Raw genomic sequence first — 22,531 nt, 5'->3', positions numbered from 1 at the left:
CGCCGGGAGGGTCCCGGCGCGCACCGAGAGGGGCCGGGATGACCACGCTTCGTCAGCGGCTCACGCGCGTGATGGACCGGCGTGGGAACGTCGACATGCGGCTCGGGCCGCACGAGCTCGAGGTCACCCGGGATCTGCGTGTTCCCATGGACGACGGGGTCGAGCTGCTGGCCGACCTCTACCGGCCCGTCGACGGTGACCCGGCGCTTCCCACGGTCGTCATCCGCGGACCGTACGGTCGCAGCGGGCTGATCGGCGGCATGGCACGCCTCCTCGCCTACGACGGGTTCACCGTGCTCTTCCAGAGCTGCCGCGGCACGTGGGGATCGCAGGGGGTCTTCCACCCGCAGATCGACGAGCAGCGCGACGGCATCGCCACCTACCGGTGGGTCAGGCGGCAGCCATGGTTCACCGGGCGCCTCGCCACCGCGGGCGAGAGCTACATGGGGTACACGCAATGGGCGGCGGCCGGCCGGATGCAGCGCGACGATCCCGAGAACGCCCCCGAGGCGCTCATCCTGCAGATCACGATGCCGGACTTCGGGGCCGTCACGTGGGACAACGGTGCGCTGTCGCTGCGCAACGCGCTCGGCTGGAGTCGCATGATGGACCGCATGGAGCGCGGTGGTCCGGCTCTCCTGGCGATCGCGCTGCCCGATCGCCGCCTCGCCAAGGCGTTCGATGCGCTTCCGCTCAGCCGCGGCGACACCGCCGCCACCGGGCATCCGATCCGCTGGTACCAGGAATGGATCCGCCACGAGAGCCTCGCCGACGAGTACTGGACGCAGCAGTCCCACACCGCATCCGTTCCCGACGTGACGGCGCCGGTCCTCATGATCACCGGCTGGTACGACATCTTCCTTCCCTGGCAGCTGCGCAGCTACCGGCAGCTCGTCGAGGCGGGGAACCCGCCGCGGCTCACGCTCGGTCCGTGGGGACACGTGAGCCCTGGGCGCGACGCTCCGGCGTTGCGCGAGAGCATCGCTTTCCTGCGCGAGACGTTCCTGGACGAGCAATGGGCCCGCCCAGCGCCCGTCCGCGCCTACGAGACCGGCGCCGAGCAGTGGTTCGACCTGCCCGAGTGGCCGCCTCCCGGGGCGACCCCCCAGGATTGGCACCTGCGCGCCGGCGGCGGGATGACGACGGATGCCGCGCCCGCGGGCATCACGTCGTACACCTACGACCCCGAGCATCCGACACCCGCGCTCGGCGGACCCAGCCTGCTGGCGAACACCGACCCCGTCGACAACGCCGGCCACGAAGGTCGCACCGACGTCGTGACGTTCCGGACCGAGGCCCTCGACGAACCGCTGCACGTCGCGGGCGAGCCCGCCGCGACGGTCCGCATCCGGTCGAGTGCGCGCAGCTTCGACGTGTTCGTGCGCATCACCGACGTGCACCCCGACGGACGGTCGATGACGGTGTGCGACGGCATCCGCCGCATCGGGGCGGTCGGCACGGCGGCGACCGACCCCGCGCGGGACGACGACGGCTTCCGCGATGTCGAGGTGCCGCTGTGGCCCACGTTCCACCGGTTCGCGGCCGGCCACCGCGTCGGCGTCCAGATCAGCTCCGGCGCGCATCCGCGCTACGCACGCAACCCCGGCACCGGCGAGCCCGCCTTCGATGCGGTCCGCACCGTGGTCGCGCACAACGAGCTGGCCCACGGCGGTGCGGGCGGCACCCGCATCGCGCTGCCGGTGTGGACACCTGCCGTATCTCGTTCATCAGCGCCCGAACCGGCGTGACCCACGGCATCAGCGCGAGCAGACGCGCCTGTGCGGCCGCGCGGCAGGATCGGCCGTCCGTCGATACCGGCGGGGACCTATGCGGGAAGGGACGGATGCGGCTCGTGCGGGTCGCGGTGGCGGGGGATGAGCAGCGCGATGGCGAGGGCCACGACCGCGACGATGCCGCCGATCACGAACGAGATCTGGAAGCCCTGCGGCGTCGGCACCGGCACGCCCTCGAAATCGACAGCATAGGTGGCGAGTACGGCGCCGATGACCGCGGCCGCGCTGCTGGTCCCGAGCGAGCGGAACAGCGCGTTGAGCCCGTTCGAGGCGCCCGTCTCGGACTGCGGCACCGACCGCATGATGAGCATCGGCATGGCCGCGTAGCCGAACCCGATGCCCATCCCGACCAGGATGTTGGCGACCAGCAGCTGCCACACCTCGCTCGAGAACAGCAGCGTGAAGCCGTACGCGACGATGAGCGAGATCGCGCCGAGGATCAGCAGCAGCTTCGGCCCGACGGTGCGCGCGATCTGGCCCGAGAACGGCGAGAGCACCATCATCACGATGCCCGAGGGCATGACGACGAGGCTCGCGGCCAGCAGCGACAGGCCGAAGCCGCCGGCCTCGACAGGCAGCTCGAGGATCTGCGGGTAGGCCACGTTCGAGGCGAACAGTGCGAAGCCCATCGCCACCGAGGCGATGTTGGTCAGCAGGACCGGCGGGCGCGCCGCGACCCGCAGATCCAGCAGCGGCTCGGGGATGCGCAGCTCGTACCATCCCCACACCAGCAGCACCACGACGCCGCCGAGTCCGCAGGCCAGCGTCGCCGGTGACGTCCAGCCCCATTCGTTGCCGCGCGAGACGGCCAGGAGGATGCCCACGAGGCCCACGGCGAGTCCGGCGGTGCCGACGTAGTCGAAGCGCCCGGCGGTGCGCAGGACGCTGACCGGCACGATCCACAGCACCAGGACGAACACGATGGCGCCGATGGCGCCGGCGACCCAGAACACCGCGTGCCAGTCGGCGCGCTCGGTGATGAAGGCGCTCACGGGCAGGCCCAGGGCGCCCCCGACGCCGAGGGTCGCGCTGATGAGCGCGATCGCCGAGTCGACGCGGTTCTCGTGCAGCACGTCGCGCAGGATCGAGATGCCCAGCGGCACCGCGCCGACGAACGCGCCCTGCAGCGCGCGGCCGACGACCACCCCCGCGATGCCGGGGGACATCGCCGCGATGACCGATCCCGCCACGAGACACGCCGCGAGCACCAGCAGGATCCGCCGCTTGCCGTACATGTCGCCGAGACGCCCCGAGATCGGCGTGATCACGGCACCGGCGACGAGCGTCGAGGTGACCACCCACGCGGTGTCCTCGCGGCTCGCATCCAGCAGTTCGGGCAGCTTCGACTGGATGGGCACGACCAGCGTGAACATGAACGACGACGCCAGGCCGGCCAGAGCCAGCACCGCCACGATGAGGCCTTGGGGCGGTATCCGGGTGAGTCTGCGGCGCTGGTCGTCTTCCCGGTTCACCGGGTCAGGCTATCGGCGCGCGGGGCGCTCGCGGGTCGCCTGGGGCGGATCAGTGCGACGTCACGGGGATGGGAGCATCCAGCGGGGATCGCAGCGCAGCGCACACGGCGTCCATCCACCGGCCGACGCTGTCACGGGCCTCCGGGGTGTCCGGGCACCGGTAGCGCAGGTGGAGCCCGGCCTCGTTGACGATGAACCAGACCATGACGTCGTCGGACTCGATGACGCTCGAGACGTACTGGATCTGCAGTTCGGGGGCCAGCGCCACCGGCAGACGGCGCGTGTCGAGCCACGACAGCGCGAACATGCCCGGTGCCACCGGCATCCCGCCGTACGGGGCGAGGATCGGCCCGAGCGGATGCGAGCCGAGCGCCATCGACTGGCGCAGCGCGGATGCGCACGCGGTCGGGTCGGCATCCGCGCACTCGATCACCGAATTCGTGATGAACCAGCCGACCGAGTCGTGCCAGCGGCGCTCGAACCGGCTGTGCACGGGGAACACCGCACGCAGCGGCGATGCCGAGAGCTCTCGCGTGACCCGGGTCAGATGCGACATCGCCAGGGCTGCCGCGCCGACGCCCGCGTCGTGGGCGCGGGCGGTGAAGCGATCCATCTCGTCACCCGAGAGCACGTCGCGCACCTCGACCACGGCAGGCCGCAGCTGCGACAGGTCGCCGAGGGGCAGGGGGAACAGCGGCATCGTGCCGCCCTCGGCGTCGAGGATCTCGGCCCAGCGGCGCGTGATCTCCTCGGGTGCCTCGTCGCGGGAGTCCAGCAGCGCCGTGTGCAGCGCGAAGGGCTCGGCGGGGGCCATGCCGGCGCCGGCGGGGCGGCCAGCGCGGATGTCGTCGAGGAACTGCACGAGGTCGTGCACGATCACCAGCAGCGACCACATGTCCACGTGCGCGTGATCGGAGCCGATGACCACGGCGCGACGGCGGTCCTCGGCATCCGCCGGCGGCTCGACGGTCAGCAGCCGATGCGACGGTCGTGAGAACGGTCGGCACTCGGCGTCGAACACGTCGCGCACGACATCCCGGGTCAGCCGGTCGGCGGGGGCGTCGTGCTCGACCCACTCGCCCTCGGCGAGCTCGGCGCCGTGCAGCGCGACGTGCCCGTCGTCCTCGAGCGAGAAGACCGTCCGCAGCGTCCCGTGGCGCTCGACGACGGCGCGCCACGCCGTCGCGAGGTCGGCGGGATCGGTCCCGTCGGGCGCGCGGAACGCGATAGCCATCCACGAGCCGGCGCGGTCGCCGCCGCCGACGTGGCGACCCTGGTCGAACGACACCGGGAGCCGGGAGCCGTCGCGATCGGCCACGCGCAGGGCATAGCTGCGCACGCGCCCGGGCGGGAGCGTCATCTGGGCGACGTTCGTCAATCGCATTCGCCGTAGTGTAGGGGCTCTAGGTTTCGCGTTTCGACGTTTTTCCTCAACAACGGAGGTCCCGTGCCCGCAGTGCTGGTCAACGGAGCGGTTCTCGACTTCGAGATCTCGGGGGAGGTCGGTCCGCTCGTCGTACAGCTGCATGGGCTCATGTCGAGCCGTTCGCGGGACGCGCACCTCGGCCTCGACCTCGGCCGCGCTCTCAACGGGCACCGCGTTCTGCGCATCGACGCGCGCGGCCACGGCGGCTCGACCGGCACGGACGACCCCGAGCATTACGCGTGGGACAGGCTCGCCGACGACCTGCTCGCCGTGCTCGACCACGTCGCCCCGGGCGAGACCGTCCACGGCCTGGGGCCGTCGATGGGAACCGGCACGCTGCTGCACGCGGTCGTGCGCGACATCTCGCGCTTCGAGAGCCTGACCCTCATGCTGCCGCCCACGGCATGGGGCACACGGCGTGCCCAGGCCGACGTGTATCTGTCCAACGCCGACCTCATCGAGGCGTCGGGAGTCGCGGCGTTCGTGGAGCTCGGCAGCACGACGCCGGTTCCGCCGGCGCTCGCCGAGGCGCCGCTGACCGGTCCCGCCGTCGCCGAGGTGCTGCTTCCGACCGTGCTGCGCGGCGCCGCGACGACCGACCTGCCGTCGCGGGACGAGATCGCCCAGATCACGGTGCCGACGCTGATCCTGGCGTGGACCGGCGACCACACGCATCCGCTGCGCACCGCGACCAAGCTCAATGAGACGCTGCCGCACAGCCGCCTCGTGGTCGCTCGCACGCCGTACGGCGTGATGGCCTGGCCGGGCCTGTTCGCCGAGCACGTGATCACGGCCGGTGTCGAGAGCCCCACCACCGGCGTCATCGAGCTGCCCACGGGGCGTCCGGCGAGCCGACCGGCGTAGTCTGACCGCATGGCCGACACCGCCCTCGAGACGCCGTCGGGCGTCCAGATCGTCGCGCTCGAAACGGTCGAGCAGGTCTTCGAGGCATCAGCGGTGCTGGCGGAGGTGTGGGGCGGCGACCGGTCGGGCATGCCGCCGAACCTGCTGCGCGCTCTCGCCCACGCGGGCAACTACGCCATGGGCCTGTACGCCGATGGGCGCATGGTCGGAGCATCCGTCGCCTTCTTCGCCGAGCCGGCCGCGCGGTCGATGCACAGCCACATCACCGGCGTGCTCCCGCCCTACCGCGGCGTGGGGCTGGGCCGCGTTCTCAAGCAGCACCAGCGTGAATGGGCGCTCGCGCGCCAGGTCGGTCGCATCACGTGGACGTTCGACCCCCTCGTCGCACGAAACGCGCACTTCAATCTGCGAATCCTCGGCACCCGCGTGACCGAGTACCTCGTGAACCATTACGGCCCGATGGACGACGGCGTGAACCGGGGGGACGAGTCGGACCGGCTGATGGTGTCGTGGGCGGTGGCCGCGCGCCCGGAGGTCACGCCGGCCGATGAGGATGTCGTCGCCGCCGTGGAGGTGCCGCACGACATCGAGGCGATGCGCGACGAGAACTCCGCCGAGGCCGCGCTGTGGCGCGTTCGTGTGCGGGAGCAGATCCTCGGCCACCTCGCCGAGGGGCTCGCGATCGGCGGCTTCGACGACGCCCGCGGATACCTGCTCGTCCGACGCTGAGCATCCTCGTCTACAGCCGACGGTGCCCCGCCCCGTCGGCATCACTCCCCGTCTGGGTCGTCCGCCGAGACGCGCGTCACGCGAACCTCGCGCACGCGGCGGGCGTCGGCGCGCGTGACGCGCAGGGCCCATCCCTCCCCGTCGATCGTGTCGCCCTGCCGCGCGAAGCGTCCCAGCCGCGCGACCACGAAGCCGCCGACCGTCTCGTACGGACCCTCGGGAAGCTCGACGCCGGTGGCGGCCCGGACCTCCTGGAGGATCAGGCCGCCGTCGACGTCGAACGTCTCGCCGCTGCCGCGCGTGATGTCCTCGGGGTCGCGGCTGCGGTCGTACTCGTCGTAGATCTCGCCGACGAGCTCCTCGAGGAGGTCCTCCAGCGTCACGATCCCGTCGGTGCCTCCGAACTCGTCGACCACGAGGACGATCTGCTGACGGTCGCGCCTCATGGTCGCGAGCGTCGCCAGCACGCGGTTCGTGCCGGGAAGCGCCGGAAGCGGCCGCACGAGGTCTGCGACCGTCGTCGCGTCGAGGATGCGCTCGTGGGCGGCGGCGAGGTCGCGGATGTGCACGAATCCCCGGATGTCGTCGACCGACTCGCCCCGAACCGGAAACCGCGAGTGCTCGAGCGGCAGCAGCGTCCGGAACGCCTCGTCGACACCGGAGTCGACATGGACGAACTCCACATCGGGGCGGGGCCGCATCACCTCGGACAGGTGGCGGTCGTCCGCCTGCAGCACGTCCACGAGGATGCGCCGGCTCGCGTCGCCCAGCGGCGCCGACACGATGAGCGCGCGGACCTCGTCGGCCGAGATCGCTTCGGCCGTCTGGCCGGGACGGATGCCGAAGAGCCGGAGCACGAGGTTGGTGGAAGACGACAGCAGCCAGATCACGGGCCGCATGAGGATCGCGAACCAGCGCAGCGGCGGGGCCAGCACGCGCGTGAAGGCGACCGCGTTGAGCATGGCGAGCCGCTTGGGCACGAGCTCGCCGAAGACCAGTGAGAGGTAGGCGACGAAGAGCGTCAGGCCGACGAAGGCGACGGTGTCGGCGATGTCGGGCGCCATTCCCCACCCGGCCAGCACCGGGGCCACGAGGGGAGCGATCGTCGAGGCGCCGTAGGCGGATGACAGGAAGCCCGCGACGGTCACGCCGACCTGAACCGCGGAGAGGAAGAGATTCGGGTCGCGGACCAGGCGGGCGATCCGCCGACCTGATCGGCCGCCGGCCTCGAATGCGCGCACCTGGCTCTCGCGCAGACTCACGATGGCCATCTCGGTGCCGGCGAAGACCCCGCCGATGAGCACGAACAGCACGATGACGCCCAGGTTCCACAGCACCGCATCCATAGCCCGAACGTATCGGCCCCCGGTGGCTGGTCGCGGCCCGCGGGAAGGTGGACGTCTCGATCCGCGAGCCTCCCGAGGTATCAGCGTCCGGAGCACTTCCTCCTCTTCTGCAGAGAGGACGAAAGGGTCGCCTCGGCGATTCCGCGTCATGGAACGCGTCGTCGTGCGTCTCACAGGGCGACGGACCGGAGAGGAGAACACGATGTCCGCACCCGCCGAGGCCCTGACCGGGCTGCTCCACCGCGCGCGGCGTCGTCCGTCGCGCGCCGCACGTCGCCTGCGCCCGCGCGAAGCGCGTTCGACCTACGTCCCCATCCGTCTCGAGACGCCCGCGCGCGCCCTGGGACGCTGATCCCGGTTCGGCGCCCGCGTACGCTGGCGTCATGCCGATCGCGCGTCAGGCCCCGCCCATCACGCTCGAGGGCGTCGAGCTGCGGGTGCTGCATCTGCCGCTCGTCTCGCCCTTCACGACCTCGTTCGGCACCGAGACGGTGCGCGAGGTGATCGTGGTGCGGGCGCTGACCACTGATGGCGACGGCTGGGGCGAGATCGTCACGCAGGACGCTCCGCTGTACTCGAGCGAGTACACCTACGGGGCGTGGGACGTCGCGCTGCGCTGGCTGATCCCGGCACTGCTGGACCGTCGCACGCTCGCGCCCGAAGACGTGGCGACGGTGCTGGAGCCGTTCAAGGGGCACCGCATGGTCAAGGCCGGGCTCGAGCTCGCGGTGCTCGACGCGGCGCTGCGCTCCGAGTCGCGCGGCATCGGGGAGTACCTCGGCGCCGAGCGCGACCGTGTCCCCAGCGGCGTCTCGGTCGGCATCCAGCGCGATCCGGCGGCTCTGGTCGAGGCGGTCGGCGGCTACCTCGACGACGGGTACGTGCGCATCAAGATCAAGATCAAGCCCGGTCGCGACGTCGTCGACACCGCCGCCGTGCGCGACGCCTTCGGCGGCATCCCGCTGCAGGTCGACGCGAACTCGGCGTACACGCTCGCCGACATCGACACGCTGGCCGAACTGGACCGGTTCGACCTGCTGCTCATCGAGCAGCCGCTGCAAGAGGACGACCTCGTCGACCACGCGACGCTCGCCCGGCATCTGAAGACCCCGATGTGCCTGGACGAGTCGATCACGTCGCGCAAGGCGGCCGCCGACGCGCTCGCGCTCGGGTCGGCATCCGTCATCAACATCAAGGCGGGCCGCGTCGGCGGCTACCTCGAAGCTGTGGCCATCCATGATCTGTGCCGCACCGCGGGTGTTCCGGTGTGGTGCGGGGGGATGCTCGAGACCGGCATCGGGCGCTCGGTCAACGCCGCGCTCGCCGCGCTGCCCGGCTTCACGCTGCCCGGCGACATCTCGGCGTCGGACCGGTTCTACGCCCGCGACATCGTCACCGAGCCCATCACGCTCGACGATGGACACGTCCGCGTCCCGACCGGCCACGGCATCGGCGTCGAGATCGATCCGATCGCCCTCGACGACGTCACCGTCGCCCGCGAAACGCTTCGCCGGTAGCCGGAGTCCGCGCGGAGCAGCGTCGGCCGGACGCGCCACCACCGGGATCGAACCCGACCGTTGACAGGTTGGGGATGACGGAGTACCGTCGCCCCCACGTTCGGTCGAACGACCGAACTGCTGGGATGGAACCGATACGCGGCTGGGGGCCGAGTCATGTCGATCACTGTGCAATCGCCCGTCGAGGGCGCCGTCACCATCACCGACGACGAGCTCGCCGGGCTCAGGATGCGCTTCCGCGGCGCGATCGTCTCGCCGGCCGATGACGGCTACGACGACGTCCGCGCGGTCGAGAACCTGGCGGTCGATCGGCGCCCAGGGCTCATCATCCGCTGCAGCGGCGTGGCCGACGTGATCGATGGGGTGAACCTCGCGCGCGAGCGCGGCTTCACCCTCGCGATCCGTGCCGGCGGACACCACATCGCCGGCCACGGCACCACCGAGGGCGGTCTCGTGATCGACCTGCGCGACATGGACGGGGTCTGGGTGAACCCCGCCGACAAGACCGTCCGCGTGCAGGGCGGCGCGACCTGGGGGCAGGTCGATCGCGAGACCCAGGTCCACGGGCTGGCGGTCCCGGGCGGGATCGTCTCGACCACGGGCGTGGCGGGACTCACTCTGGGCGGCGGGATCGGCTGGCTTCACCGCGCCTACGGGCTCGCGTGCGACAACCTGCTCTCGGCGCGCGTCGTGCTCGCCTCGGGCGAGGTGGTCACCGCGAGCGACGACGAGAACCCCGACCTGTTCTGGGCGATCCGCGGCGGAGGGGGGAACTTCGGCGTCGTGGTCGACTTCACCTTCCGGGCGCATCCCGTCGGGCCGGAGGTCGCCCTCGCGGCCGTCTTCTACGAGGCGGATGCCGGTCGCGAGCTGATGCCGCAGTGGCGGGACCTCGCGCTGCGGGCCGGGGATCGGGTCACCACGCGCGCGATGCACTGGTCGATGCCCGCGGTCGACTTCCTGCCGCCGCCGGTCCAGGGCAAGGATGTCTTCCTCTTCGGCGCCGTGTACGCCGGCGACAAGGCCGAGGGGCAGCAGATCATCGACGAGTTCCGCAGTCTGGGCGAGCCGCTGTTCGACATGTCGGAGTTCCTCCCGGACTACCGCACGTTCCAGGCGGGCTTCGACCCGCTGGCGAAGAACCTCTACGGCTACTGGAAGTCCGTTTACGTGGACGAGCTGTCCGACGAGGTGCTGGCGTTCATCGACGAGATCGGGATGTCACGCCCCGACCCGCGCACGCTCGTCCACGTGCCCATCATGGGCGGCGCGACCGCCGCCGTGCCCGCGGACGCCACGGCGTTCGGCGAGCGCGACGGCGGGTTCATGCTGAGCATCGACGGCGCGACCTCTGACCCCGAGGAGTTCGATCGCGTGAAGACGTGGGTGCGCGAGGCGTACGCCGCCGCATGCGCGCTGCCCGGGGCGCACGGTGCCTACCTGAACTTCTCGGCCGACGACGCCTCGGCCACCGAGGTCGTGCGGCGCCAGTTCGGCGGGAACCTCGACCGACTGCGAGCGGTGAAGCGCGCATACGACCCCGCGAACCTCTTCCACGTGAACGGCAACATCACGCCGGCCTGACGTCGGGGGCGGCATCCGCCGGGCGGAAGACCCGGTGACAACCCGGTCGCGGCGCGGTATCGAGGAAGGGCACGCACGAGGAGGTGCCGCCATGACCATCACCGTCGCGCCGGTCGAGGACCGGCTGTTCACCGGAGGCCGCTGGGTCGCCGCGCACTCGCAGGAGCGCATGGAGGTCCGCAACCCGTACTCCGGCGAACTCGTCGGTACCGCGGTCGACGGCGACGCCGAGGACGTCGCGGCCGCGGTCGCAGCCGCCGGCGAGGCGTTCGAGACGGGGCCGTGGTCGCGTATGGGTGTCGAGGAGCGCGCGGCCGCGATGGAGCGCCTGGCCGACGAGCTCGAGAAGCGCGGAGAGCGCACCGCGGACCTCGTGACCGACGAGATGGGGCAGCCGCGCACGCTGTCGCGGCCGATGAACGGCATCGTGCCGGCGGCGCATCTGCGGTACTTCGCGGGCCTGATCCGCGAGTACCCGTTCGAGCAGGAGCGGCCGAACGTGCTCGGCCCCGGATCCTCGATCATCCGCCGCGAGCCGCTCGGCGTCGCCGGGCTCATCGTGCCCTGGAACTACCCGCAGTCGCTGCTGACGACCAAGCTCGGCCCGGCGCTCGCCGTCGGCTGCACGGTCGTGATCAAGCCGGCCGGCGAGACGCCGCTGGACGCACTCATCCTGGCCGAGGCGGTCGAGGCCGCCGGCATCCCCGATGGCGTCGTCAACATCGTGACCGGGGGCCGCGACACCGGCGACGCGCTCGTGCGGCACCCCGGCGTCGACAAGATCGCCTTCACCGGCTCCACCGCGGCCGGCCGCCAGATCGCCCGCACCGGCGGCGAGCGGCTCGTTCCGGTCACCCTCGAGCTCGGCGGCAAGTCCGCCGCCGTCGTCCTCGACGACGCCGACCTCGACATCACCCTCGACGCCCTGCGGACGATGTCGTTCATGAACTCGGGCCAGACGTGCTTCCTGCTCTCCCGCGTGCTCGTGCCGCGCGGCCGGCGTGACGAGTTCGTCGACGGCCTCGTCGACATCGCGCGCTCGTTCCGCCACGGCGATCCTCATCGCGAGGACACCGAGCTCGGACCGCTGGTGTCCGAGCGCATCCGCTCCCGCGTGCGGTCGATGGTCGACCGGGCGCGCGCCGAGGGGGCGAGCATCCTCACCGGCGGCCGCGACCTGCCGGGCGAGCAGGGCACCTTCTACGAGCCGACGATCCTCACCGGCGCATCGCCGGATTCGCAGATCGCGCAGGAAGAGGTGTTCGGACCGGTCGTCACGGTGCTCGAGCACACGGGGGACGACGACGCGGTCGCCCTGGCGAACGACTCGGTGTACGGCCTCGGCGGCGCCGTCTTCTCGCAGGACCGCGACCGTGCGCTCGGGATCGCGCGCCGCATCCAGACCGGCACGGTCGGCGTCAACGGCTACGCTCCCGACCTCGCCAGCCCGTTCGGCGGCTACAAGGCGTCGGGCCTGGGGCGCGAGCAGGGTCCCGAGGTGTTCGACAACTACGTCGACATCAAGGCCATCAACGCCAGCATCGTGCCGTAGGGATCCGGCGAGCGGGTGACCGCGCGCCGCTCGCTCGGCGGGCGCATCATGGAGACATGGCCGGTGTGCTGCTCGACCTCGACGGTGTCCTGTACGTGGGCGACGAGGCGGTGCCCGGCGCCGCCGACGCCGTGGCATGGCTCGCGGCCGAGGGGATCCCCCACCGATACCTCACGAACACCACTTCCCGACCGCGCAGCGCCATCGTCGAGAAGCTGCGCCGACTCGGCATCGACGCCGATGCCGCCGAGATCCTCACTCCGGCCGTCGCGGCGTCCGACTGGCTGCGCGAGCGCGGCATCCGCACGCCGGCCCTGTTCGTGCCGGAGGCCACAGCGGCGGAGTTCGCCGGCCTCGACGTCCCGGAGCCGGATGCCGAGGCGGGCGCGGGCGCCGTCGTCGTCGGCGACCTCGGGCCCGCGTGGGACTTCGCCACGCTCAACCGGGCGTTCCGACTGCTCATGAGCGATCCGGAGACGCCGCTGATCGCCCTCGGCCTGACCCGGTACTGGCGAGCCGAAGACGGTCTGCGCATGGACGCGGGCGGGTTCGTCCGGGCCCTGGAGTACGCGACGGGTCGTGACGCGGTCGTGCTCGGCAAGCCCGATGCACGGTTCTACGGCGCTGCCGTGGCGGCGCTCGGGGTCGATCCGGGCGCCGCCGTCATGGTCGGCGACGATGTGCGCACCGACGTCGGCGGAGCACAGGATGCCGGCCTCACCGGCGTGCTCGTGCGCACGGGCAAGTTCTCGCCGGCGGACCTCGACGGCGCCGTCACCCCCGACGCGGTCATCGACTCGATCGCTGAGCTGCCCGGGTGGTGGGCCGGTCGATGAGCGGTCGCGCGCTGCGCGTTCGCCGCCGACCGCGCGTCGCGAAGCCCGTACGCTGGGCGTCGTGACCTCGTACCCGCCGTATCCGCCCTACGGACCGCCGCCGACGCCGAGCATGAGCCCGGCCGACGAGAAGCTGTGGGCGACCCTCATCCACCTGGGGGGTCTCTTCTTCGGCTTCCTCGCGCCGCTCATCGGCTATCTGGTGCTCAAGGATCGCGGTCCGTTCGTCCGCGCGCACACGGCCACCGCGCTGAACTTCCAGCTGACGCTGCTGATCGTGTACGTCGCCGGCTACATCCTGGCGTTCGTGATCATCGGCTTCTTCGTCCTCATGGCCGCGGGCATCCTCGCCCTGGTGTTCTCGATCATCGCCGCGGTCAAGGCGCACCAGGGCCAGTGGTACCAGTACCCGATGACGATCCGATTCGTCTCCTGAGCTGAACGACTGCGCCCCGCCTCGAAGGGCGGGGCGCAGTCGTGTGTCACGCCGGGGTGGGCGTCGAGGGCCGGTGCTCGTCGAGCTCGTCCTCGCTCTCGTCGACCCATGGGGCGTGGTGTGCGCGCTCGAGCTGCGCGCCCTCGACATCGACGTTCGGGATGATGCGGTCCAGCCACCTCGGCAGCCACCAGGCCGACCGGCCGAGCAGGTGCATCAGGGCGGGCATCAGCAGCATCCGCACCACGAACGCGTCGACGAGGACGCCGAACGCCAGCCCGAACCCGATCGAGCGGATCATGGTCGACTCGGCGAAGATGAACCCGCCGAAGACCGCCACCATGATCAGCCCCGCCGCCGTCACGACCGCACGGCCGGCACGCACGCCCTTCATCACCGCGAGCCTCGCCGGCGACCCGTGCACGTACGCCTCGCGCATGCCCGACGACAGGAACAGCTGGTAGTCCATCGCCAGCCCGAACAGGATGCCCACGAGGATCACCGGCAGGAAGCTCAGGATCGGACCGGTCGAGTGCAGGCCGATGATCTCGGCGCCCCAGCCCCACTGGAAGACCGCGACGGTCGCCCCGTAGGTCGCCAGCAGCGACAGGATGAAGCCGCCCGTGGCGATGATCGGGACCAGCAGCGAGCGGAACACGACGATCATGATCAGCAGCGACAGTCCCACGACCACCGAGATGTACAGCGGCAGCACATCGGCGAGGTTCTCGGAGATGTCGATGTTGATCGCCGCCTGTCCCGCGACGCCGAGCGCGTACTCGCCGTCGACCGGAGGCAGGGCGCGCAGGTCGCGCACGAGCTGATCGGTCGACACGGAGTTCGGGCCCTCGTCGGGGATCACCTGGAAGACGGCGAGGCTGCCGTCGTCCGAGATCGCGACCGGCGCGATCGCGAACACGGAGTCCTGCTCGGCGATCGTCGTGGCGATGTCGAGCTGGGCGGCGAGCTGCTCGTCCTCGTCGAGATCGCCCGGAAGGGTCGCGGTGACCAGGAAGGGTCCGTTCGCACCGGCGCCGAACGCATCCTCGGTGATCATGTGCGCTTCGTACGCGTACGAGCCCTCGGGCTCGCTGGCGCCGTCGGGAAGCCCCACGCGCATCGACAGGGCGGGGATCGCGATGACCAGCAGTGCGACGACGGCGCCGACGGCGGTGATGACGGCGCGCCACGTGGGCATGGGCTTGGCGCCGGTGTCCTCGTGGTGCAGCGTGCCCATGCGCGCGCGGTCGCGCTTGCCGAGCAGGCACGTGCCGAGGAGCCCCAGAAGGGCGGGCGTCAGCGTCACCGCGATGAACACCGCGACGAGCACGGCGAACGCGCCGACGGTCCCCATGAGGCCCAGGAACGGGATGCCGACGACGTTCAGTGCCAGCAGCGCGATGATCACGGTGGAGCCGGCGAAGGCCACCGCGTTGCCGGCGGTGCCGTTGGCGAGGCCGATCGACTCCTGGACGTCCGCGCCCTCGAGGAGCTGCCGCCGGTGCCGGTTGACGATGAACAGCGAGTAGTCGATCCCGACCGCGAGTCCGAGCATGACGCCCAGGACCGGCGTGACCGACGACATGTCGACGACGCCCGACAGTGACAGCGACGCGAGCACGGCGATGCCCACGCCCACGAGCGCCGTGACGATCGGCAGCGATGCCGCGATGATGCTGCCAAGCATCACCAGGAGCACGATGCCGGCGAGCACGACACCGGCGATCTCGCCGGGGCCGATGAGGTTCGGCGTCGTCTGGGAGATGGTCGTCGAGAAGGCGATCTCGACGCCGTCGACGGGGTTGTCCTCGAAGTAGGCGATGACCGCCTCCTTCGAGGCGGGGTCGAGCTCGAGCAGCGGCACGTCGAATGCGACGTTGAGGATCGCGGTCGAGCCGTCCTCGGACACGAGGCGGATGCCGTCGGCGAGCGCCAGCAGCGCCTCGCCCCGGTCGAGCTGCACGGCGGCGTCGGCGAGCTCCGCCGCGCCGTCGTCGAGGTCCTGCAGGTTCGCGGCGATCTCGGCTCGGGCGTCGTCGATCTGCTGCTGCTGGGCGTCCAGCTGCGCCTGCTGGGCATCGAGGGCCGCGATCTGGGCGGCGGGAGCGCCGAACTCCTCGGCCTGGGCGCGGGCGGCGTCGAGCTGCTCCTGCCCGGCGTCGAGCTGCTCCTGCCCGCTGTCCAGCTGTGCGAGCGCTTCGTCGATCTGCTCGCGCCCGTCGGCGATCTGCTGCTCGCCGTCCGCGACCTCGGTCCGGCCGTCGACGATGTCCTGGCGGCTGTCTTCGAGCTCCTGCTGAGAGGCGAACGGCTCGGCGATCTCGGCGACGTCGGGGAGGTCCTCCGCGCCGTCCGCGAGCCCGGCGATCGCGGCCTGCTGGTCGGCGGTGAACGGCTCGCCGTCCTCGGTGTGGAAGATGACCTGACCGCTCGCGCCGGAGTACTCGGGGAGCTTCTCGGCCAGTTCGTCGACGACCTCGCCGGATGCGGTGCCGGGGACGTCGAAGCTCGTCGCGAGCGAGCCGAACCCGATGGCGAAGGCGCCCCCGGCCATCGCGAGCACGGCGATCCACGACGCGATCACCACCCAGGCGCGTCTGGCCGAGGCCTTGCCGAGTCTGTAGAGCAGTTCTGCCATGGTGACGTGTCCTTCGGGGATCGCGGGGGAGGGGCCGACGTCGGCGGCGGCGGGGTAAGCATACGATACGTTGCGTCTCGCTTTCTGAACGTAGGATGAATCCATGACCGTTCGACGTGGTGGGGCCCCGCGCAGCGAGGCGGCGCGCATCGCGATCCTCGAGGCGACGGCGCGCCAGGTGGTCGAGCGCGGGTTCGCGCACATGACCGTCGAGGGCATCGCCGCCGACGCGCACGTCGGAAAGCAGACGATCTACCGCTGGTGGTCCGACAAGAGCGAGCTGGTCGCCGAATGCATGGTCGAGGGCTATCTGCTGGCCGGCCACCTGACGGTCAGCTCGACCGCGGACCTGCGCGACGACCTGCGCCGCGCCCTGACGGCGCAGTTCGCCTTCGCCGACGATGCGGCCCACGCCTCGCTGCTGCGCTCGCTGATCGCCGCGGCGACCGACAATCCCGCGATCGCCGATCGCGTGCGGCAGGCGCTGAGCGCCGACGGACTGCTCCGACGCCGGCTCGACCAGGGGGTGGTGGACGGAGACCTGCCTCCGGGCTCGCCGACGCAGACGATCGCGGAGGCGATCGCCGGCGCGTTCGTGCTCCGTGTCCTGCTGCGCACACCACCGGGCAACGTCTCCGACGAAGTGGAGCGCCTGCTCGATGCCGTCCTCGGGGCCGCAACAGCACGGCCGGAATGATGCACACGGTCGCGTGCGGCGACCGCGCCGGACGTAGGCTGGGGCCATGCCTGGGGACCCGCTCCGCAATGACGCTCCGCGCCGCCCGACGCGCCGCCGCGCACTGACGGCGACCGCGCTCGCCGCCGCGCTCGTGCTTCTGGCGGGCTGCTTCCCGATCTCGTTCGACGACGGGGGCTCCGACGGCGGCGGCGACTTCGCCGACGACGGCTGCACGAGCGTGGTGGTGGCGACGTCGTCCGAGAAGGTCAACATGCTCGACGCCCTCGCCGACGCGTTCAAGGAGTCGCCCGAGGCCGAGGCCCTCGACACGTGCGCGACGGTGCGCCCGATCGACGTCTCGTCGGGCAACGGCGCGCGGTTCCTCTCGTCGGGCGAGGACTGGCCCGACGACGATGTGCGCCGGTGGCCGACGATGTGGTCGCCCGCGTCGACGGTGTGGACCGACCGCGTCGCCGCCGCGGCATCCCCTTCCCTCGTCGGGGAGCCGGAGTCGTTCACGCACACGCCGATCATCTTCGGGATGCCCGAGACGATGGCCCGCGCCCTCGGATGGCCGGACGCCGAGATCGGCATCACCGACTTCGCGGACCTGTGCACGGATCCGGACGGCTGGGCGAGCGTCGGCAAGCCGCTGTGGGGCTCGTTCAAGATCTCGAAGACGAACCCCAACACCTCGACGACCGGACTGTCGACGATCCTCATGCAGTCCTACGAGGCCGCGGGCAAGACCGCCGATCTCACGGCAGCCGATGTGGCGGATGCCGCGGACTTCTCGCGCATCTTCGAGGAGTGCGTCATCCACTACGGCGACACGACGGGCAAGGTGCTCACGCGCCTGTACGACGAGGCGCAGACCGGCACGTCCGGTTCGGGCTACGTCTCGGCCGTGGCGCTGGAAGAGACGTCGCTCATCAACTACAACCTCGGCAATCCCGATTCGCACACGGTGCAGCCGGGCGAGACGCTCACGCCGCCGCGCGAGAAGCTCGTCGCGGTGTACCCGGACGGCGGCTCGATGTGGTCGGACAACCCGATCACGGTGCTCGGCGCCTCCTGGGTGACCGATGAGCAGCGCACCGCCGGCGAGGCGTTCGCGCGGTTCCTGCAGACCGACGCCGCCCAGCGCATCCTGCCCGAGTTCGGCTTCCGGCCGCTCGCCGACGGGGTCTCTCTCGGCGAGCTGTTCACGGTGGAGAACGGCATCATCGCGGACCAGCCGGTCACGACCCTCCCCAAGCCCGAGGTCGCCGTCGTGTCGGCCGCGATCGACCAGTGGACCGAGATCCGCAAGCCCTCGTCGGTGCTCGAGCTGATCGACATCTCGGGATCGATGGACGAGGGGATCGGCGACGGCCGGTCCAAGCTCGACGGCGCGATCGAGGGCGCGCAGACCACGCTCGCGCACTTCCGCCGCACCGACGAGGTCGGCGTGTGGGTCTTCACCACGGGGCTGTCGTCGGCGGCCGGCCCGGGCATCGGCATCCTGCGACCCATCGCGCCGCTGGGGAGCGATCTCGAGCGGCTGCAGACGTCGCTGGACGATCTGCGCTACGCCCAGCGCGAGGGGACGCCGCTGTACGACGCGATCGCCGCGGCGTACGACGAGATGACGGCGCGCGCCGAGCCCGGTCGCATCAACGCGATCGTCGTGCTCTCGGACGGGCAGGACACCGACTCGCGCATGTCGCTGGACTCCTTGATCGCCAAGATCGGCGCGACATCACGCGAGGGCGGCGACCAGGCCCCGGTGCGCATCTTCCCGATCGCCTACGGCGAGGGTGCCGACACGGGCGCGCTCGCACGCATCGCCGACGCGACCGGCGGGCAGTGGTTCGACGCATCCGACGCCGCCAAGATCGACCTCGTGTTCGCCTCGGTCATCAACAACTTCTGACGAGGGGAGCCGATGAACCAGGTGAACGCCGCAGCGGCCTCCGCCGGAGGGTATGTCGACGACGCCGCGGAGGCACTCCAGGGTTCGAACGTCTACGTATCGAGTGAGGTGGCTTCGAGCTCCGAACTGCAGGCGCTGCTCGAGCAGCACGTCGGCGACGCGTCGATCGGCGTCGCGGTCTTCTCGGACAACGCCGCCCTCGAAGCCTCGAACAGCGAGATCCTCCAGCAGCTGGCCGACCAGACCTCGTACGACACGATCATCATCGCCGTCGGCGACGATCTGTCGGCGGGTTCGTACGTGCTCGCCCAGGGCGAGGCGCCCCGCATCGCGAACGAGGCCGAGGCCTCCGCCGACTCGCTCCAGGGAGCGCTCGTGACCACGGTCGACGAGGTGGTGGCCGTCAGCGGCACGGGCCCCGACGTCGGCGGGGGCTTCGACGCGGGCCTGCTGATCGGCATCGTCGTCGCGGTCGCCGTCGTCGTCGCCGGCATCGGCACGCTCATCGCGGTGCGCCGCTCGCGCCGCCGCGCCCGTGCTGCTCGAGGCATCCCCGCTGAGATCCGTCCCCGCGTCACGGCGCTGCGCGAGCTGACGGGCGCGTACGCGGCCGTCGGTGCGGCGGGCAATCCGACGGCGCTCCAGACGAGTCAGAAGATCGCGGCGCTGTCGACGAATGTCGAGGAGCTCTTCCTGCGGCTCGCCCGCGGTCGTGACGGCTCACAGACCGGCATCGCGGCCGTCGAGTACGGCGACAAGCTGCGCAAGCTCAACGCGGCTCTCGAGCGCGAGTACCTCCTCGACATCCTCACGCATCCGAATCTGTGGGACGACCCCACCGAGCGCGTGCGCGAGGTGCAGAGCGCTCTCGACGCCGTCTCGCACGAGGTGATCGAGAACATCAAGCAGGTCAATGCGCGCCGCGCCCTGCACTTCCAGGTCTCGCTCGACGGCCTCATGGGCGGGCGCAAGGAGCTGCAGGACTGGCAGCGCGCATTCGACGCGGCCGGCGACGAGCAGCATCCGCCCCGGTCCTGACCCCGCCGGACACGTCCCGGCGGCCGGCGGCGATGCCGCGCGGTCCGGGGCCTTGCCGAGCGGGCGTCGTGGGTCTAGCGTGAGCGTCGCCCGGGAGGGGCGCATCGACGTCGATGGGGGTTCCGGAATGACCCGATTGCGAGTTCGCGCGAGCGCCGCCGCCATCGCATCCGCGGGCCTGATCGTCTCGATGACGGTGGCCGCTCCGTCTGCCGCGCTCGCTGCTCCCTCCCCCGCTGCGGCCGTGACGCCCCCGGCTCCGGCCCGCGTCGCGGCGGCGGGCGCCGAGGCCGCCTTCGCGACACCGGGGCTCGCGCTGCCGGCGTGGTCCGATACGCAGTGGGGCGCACCCGAGTACGGGACCACGATCCACACCGGCGACCTCGACGGGGACGGTCTCGCAGACCTCGCGGGCCGAGGTCCGTACGGACTCGAGGCGAACAGCTTCGACGGCGACCTGGGGCAATGGCTTCCCATCCCAGCCGGACCGGGGCCATGGCCGTTCTCGGACGCCGACGGCTGGGAGGCCGAGCAGTACTACGCCACGATCCGCATCGCCGATGTCGACGGCGACGGACGGGCCGAGGCGCTCAGTCGGGGCCCGAAGGGGTTCGAGGTGTGGAGCCTCGACACGTCCAGGAACGCCTGGGCGAAGGAGGGCGCTCCGGCGGCCTTCACCGGGGCGTTCTGGGACGAGGCACGGTACTTCACGACGATCGAGACCGCGGATCTCGACGGCGATGGGGACGCCGAGGTCCTCGGCCGCGGACGCGATGGTGTCGAGGCGTGGGACTTCTACGCCGCGACGGAGACGTGGGTGCCGCTGACGCTCCTCCGCGCGCTGTCGGACGACAACGGGTTCAAGCCGATCCCGTACTCCTCGACGTTCCAGACGGCCGATGTCGACGGCGACGGCCGGGACGAGATCCTGTGCCGCTCGAAGACGGGCGTGGTCGTCTACGGGCTCGCCGCGGACGGGAGCAGTTGGCCGCAGGAGCCCTCGCTCGCGCAGTTCATCGATGCCGACCCGTGGGATCTGCCGTCGTCGTACGAGACGATCCAGACCGCCGATCTGGACGGCGACGGCCGGGCGGAGGTGTTCGGGCGCGACAAGCACGGGATCGTGGCCTACGGCACCGACGCGCCGTCGGGGTGGGAGCCCCTGCGCGCACTGACCGGCGACTTCGGCGACACCGACCCGGATCACTGGGCGAGCAGCGCCGCCTACTACGCGACCATCCGGGCAGCCGACATCGACGGCGACGGTCAGGCCGAGATCCTGGGACGGGGCGTCCACGGCATGCACGTCTGGGCACTGACGAACTCGGGGCAGAAGTGGCAGCCGTGGGCGGATGCCGGCCCGTTCGCCGACGACCTCGGCTGGAGCCGCGCGCTGGCGTACCCCAGCATCCAGACGGCGAATATCGACGGCTTCACGCCGCTGCAGAAGTCGGGGAAGCTCACCGAGCCGCGTGCAGAGCTGCTGGGGCGCGGGCCCACCGGAGTGCAGACGTATCGGTGGGATCCGCAGGCCCGTACGTGGGTCTCGCCGACCGCGGTCTTCGCGGACTGGGATCAGCCCAGTGCGGGGGCTTACCACAACGCCTACGACTACGTGAACACGACGCTGGGCGGGAGTCTGAACCCGGACTTCGACCTGCGCGCCCTCTATCCCACGGCAGACAGCACCCAGCTCGACAGCTGGAAGTCCGCCATCGCCGCGATGACGCCGCCGCCGGGGATGCCGACTGCGCCGTTCACGGCCGTGACGAGCGAGCTCATCGACGAAGTCGAGGCGGTGAAGCAGGTCGCCGGCTGGTACGCCACCGTCGGCGCGAACGTCCACACGCTCTACGAGGGCCGGTCGATGGACCCGACGCGCGAGCTTCTGTCGTACGACAAGAACCGCTCGACCAAGCTCGAGGGGTCGGTGTTCGACGCGTTCGGCGGCATGATCCACGCGCTCGCCTCGACCCTGGGCCCGCAGGGCAACGGCATGGGCGCGGCGATCGCCTCGCTGATCTCGGCGGGGGTGGCGTTCGCCACGACCGCAGAGCTCAACTCGTTCGAGAAGGCATACCTGGACGTCGACGGGCTGCTCGAGCAGGCGTTCCAGGACGCGCTCGACGGTGTCCAGGCGGCCAAGCGGGCGGCGGTCACGGACCTCGGCCTCCTTCGCGCCGTCGCAGAGCTGGTCGACTCGGCCGTGTGGGAGCCCACGCCCGCCGACGGGACCGCGCTCGCCGCGGCGCTCAGACAGTACTCCGTGTGGGTGTGGCAGCTGCTGACCCCGCACATGTGGGAGGTGGGCGCGTGGTCCGACAGCAGGATGTACTGGGACACCCGCGGAGGCTGGAGCCTCGTCCACAAGGACATCTTCCATTTCGACGTCGGGAAGAAGATCCGGGATCAGCTGTTCGAACGGACCGACGCGGGGTGCCGGGCCGCGTGGGACCCCGCCACCTGCAACCTGCATGTGCCGAAGGAATCGGTGTTCCGGAGCCTCGACGGCTGGAAGATCGCATGCTTCACCGGGCGGAACACGCTGATCGCGTGCCCGCCGGGCCCTGAGGCGTCGAGCAGCCCCTGATCCAGGCGTCGTCGGGATCGTCCCCGTTCACGTCGCGGGCCGTTCGGCACTGATGCCGGCGCCGAGGCAGCGCCTACCGTGAAGGTGACGCCGGCCACCCCGTCGGCGCCGACGAA

The 22,531-nt window shown here is 71.2% G+C and carries 17 protein-coding genes; 13 read left to right on the top strand and 4 right to left on the bottom strand.

What is annotated here, in order from left to right; all coding sequences use genetic code 11:
• Window positions 1–38: 38 nt before the first annotated feature.
• Entirely contained in the window at window positions 39–1,748 is a 1,710-nt protein-coding gene (locus P0L94_12560) for a CocE/NonD family hydrolase (protein ID WES63288.1), read from the top strand.
• Between the two features lie 77 nt (window positions 1,749–1,825).
• Here the strand turns inward: P0L94_12560 and P0L94_12555 are convergent, their stop codons facing one another.
• Complete coding sequence (locus tag P0L94_12555) at window positions 1,826–3,265, bottom strand: MFS transporter (GenBank protein ID WES63287.1); 1,440 nt, start codon at window positions 3,263–3,265, stop codon at window positions 1,826–1,828.
• Between the two features lie 49 nt (window positions 3,266–3,314).
• Window positions 3,315–4,649 (bottom strand): condensation domain-containing protein, encoded by a 1,335-nt coding sequence (locus tag P0L94_12550; protein ID WES63286.1) that lies wholly within the window; start codon window positions 4,647–4,649, stop codon window positions 3,315–3,317.
• 63 nt (window positions 4,650–4,712) lie between these two features.
• Here P0L94_12550 and P0L94_12545 point away from each other — a divergent pair, with 63 nt between their 5' ends.
• A complete protein-coding gene (locus P0L94_12545) occupies window positions 4,713–5,555 on the top strand; it encodes an alpha/beta fold hydrolase (protein WES63285.1) in 843 nt (280 codons plus the stop codon).
• A 9-nt stretch (window positions 5,556–5,564) separates the two neighbouring features.
• Entirely contained in the window at window positions 5,565–6,284 is a 720-nt protein-coding gene (locus P0L94_12540) for a hypothetical protein (GenBank protein WES63284.1), read from the top strand.
• A gap of 41 nt (window positions 6,285–6,325) precedes the next feature.
• On the opposite strand, the gene P0L94_12535 is transcribed toward P0L94_12540, so the two are convergent.
• Window positions 6,326–7,630, bottom strand: coding sequence for a hemolysin family protein (locus P0L94_12535; protein WES63283.1), 1,305 nt, complete (start codon window positions 7,628–7,630; stop codon window positions 6,326–6,328).
• 202 nt (window positions 7,631–7,832) lie between these two features.
• Here P0L94_12535 and P0L94_12530 point away from each other — a divergent pair, with 202 nt between their 5' ends.
• The 6 genes from P0L94_12530 to P0L94_12505 all read left to right on the top strand — a co-directional run bounded on the left by P0L94_12530 (window position 7,833) and on the right by P0L94_12505 (window position 13,555).
• Window positions 7,833–7,982 carry a hypothetical protein gene (locus tag P0L94_12530; protein WES63282.1) on the top strand — a complete coding sequence of 50 codons (150 nt, stop codon included), beginning with the start codon at window positions 7,833–7,835 and terminating at the stop codon, window positions 7,980–7,982.
• Window positions 7,983–8,013: 31 nt separating this feature from the next.
• Window positions 8,014–9,147 (top strand): o-succinylbenzoate synthase, encoded by a 1,134-nt coding sequence (menC, locus tag P0L94_12525; protein ID WES63281.1) that lies wholly within the window; start codon window positions 8,014–8,016, stop codon window positions 9,145–9,147.
• Between the two features lie 156 nt (window positions 9,148–9,303).
• Entirely contained in the window at window positions 9,304–10,731 is a 1,428-nt protein-coding gene (locus P0L94_12520; GenBank protein WES63280.1) for an FAD-binding oxidoreductase, read from the top strand.
• Between the two features lie 91 nt (window positions 10,732–10,822).
• Complete coding sequence (locus P0L94_12515) at window positions 10,823–12,283, top strand: aldehyde dehydrogenase (GenBank protein ID WES63279.1); 1,461 nt, start codon at window positions 10,823–10,825, stop codon at window positions 12,281–12,283.
• A 56-nt stretch (window positions 12,284–12,339) separates the two neighbouring features.
• On the top strand, window positions 12,340–13,119 hold the full coding sequence (locus tag P0L94_12510) for a TIGR01458 family HAD-type hydrolase (GenBank protein WES63278.1): 780 nt from the start codon (window positions 12,340–12,342) through the stop codon (window positions 13,117–13,119).
• 61 nt (window positions 13,120–13,180) lie between these two features.
• Window positions 13,181–13,555 carry a DUF4870 domain-containing protein gene (locus tag P0L94_12505; protein ID WES63277.1) on the top strand — a complete coding sequence of 125 codons (375 nt, stop codon included), beginning with the start codon at window positions 13,181–13,183 and terminating at the stop codon, window positions 13,553–13,555.
• 46 nt (window positions 13,556–13,601) lie between these two features.
• Here the strand turns inward: P0L94_12505 and P0L94_12500 are convergent, their stop codons facing one another.
• Window positions 13,602–16,193, bottom strand: a complete 2,592-nt coding sequence (locus P0L94_12500) for an MMPL family transporter (protein WES63276.1) — start codon at window positions 16,191–16,193, stop codon at window positions 13,602–13,604.
• Between the two features lie 103 nt (window positions 16,194–16,296).
• Between P0L94_12500 and P0L94_12495 the strand changes: the two genes are divergently transcribed.
• From P0L94_12495 to P0L94_12480, 4 genes are all read left to right on the top strand, one after another.
• Window positions 16,297–16,890 carry a TetR/AcrR family transcriptional regulator gene (locus P0L94_12495; protein WES63275.1) on the top strand — a complete coding sequence of 198 codons (594 nt, stop codon included), beginning with the start codon at window positions 16,297–16,299 and terminating at the stop codon, window positions 16,888–16,890.
• 46 nt (window positions 16,891–16,936) lie between these two features.
• A complete protein-coding gene (locus tag P0L94_12490) occupies window positions 16,937–18,787 on the top strand; it encodes a substrate-binding and VWA domain-containing protein (protein WES63274.1) in 1,851 nt (616 codons plus the stop codon).
• A gap of 12 nt (window positions 18,788–18,799) precedes the next feature.
• Complete coding sequence (locus P0L94_12485) at window positions 18,800–19,825, top strand: hypothetical protein (protein ID WES63273.1); 1,026 nt, start codon at window positions 18,800–18,802, stop codon at window positions 19,823–19,825.
• A gap of 127 nt (window positions 19,826–19,952) precedes the next feature.
• Complete coding sequence (locus P0L94_12480; protein ID WES63272.1) at window positions 19,953–22,415, top strand: VCBS repeat-containing protein; 2,463 nt, start codon at window positions 19,953–19,955, stop codon at window positions 22,413–22,415.
• Window positions 22,416–22,531 lie beyond the last annotated feature (116 nt).

Source organism: Microbacter sp. GSS18 (assembly GCA_029319145.1).
GTDB lineage: Bacteria > Actinomycetota > Actinomycetes > Actinomycetales > Microbacteriaceae > Microbacterium.
Note: the sequence above shows the minus strand (reverse complement) of the source record. Positions and strands in the feature narration are given on the sequence as shown.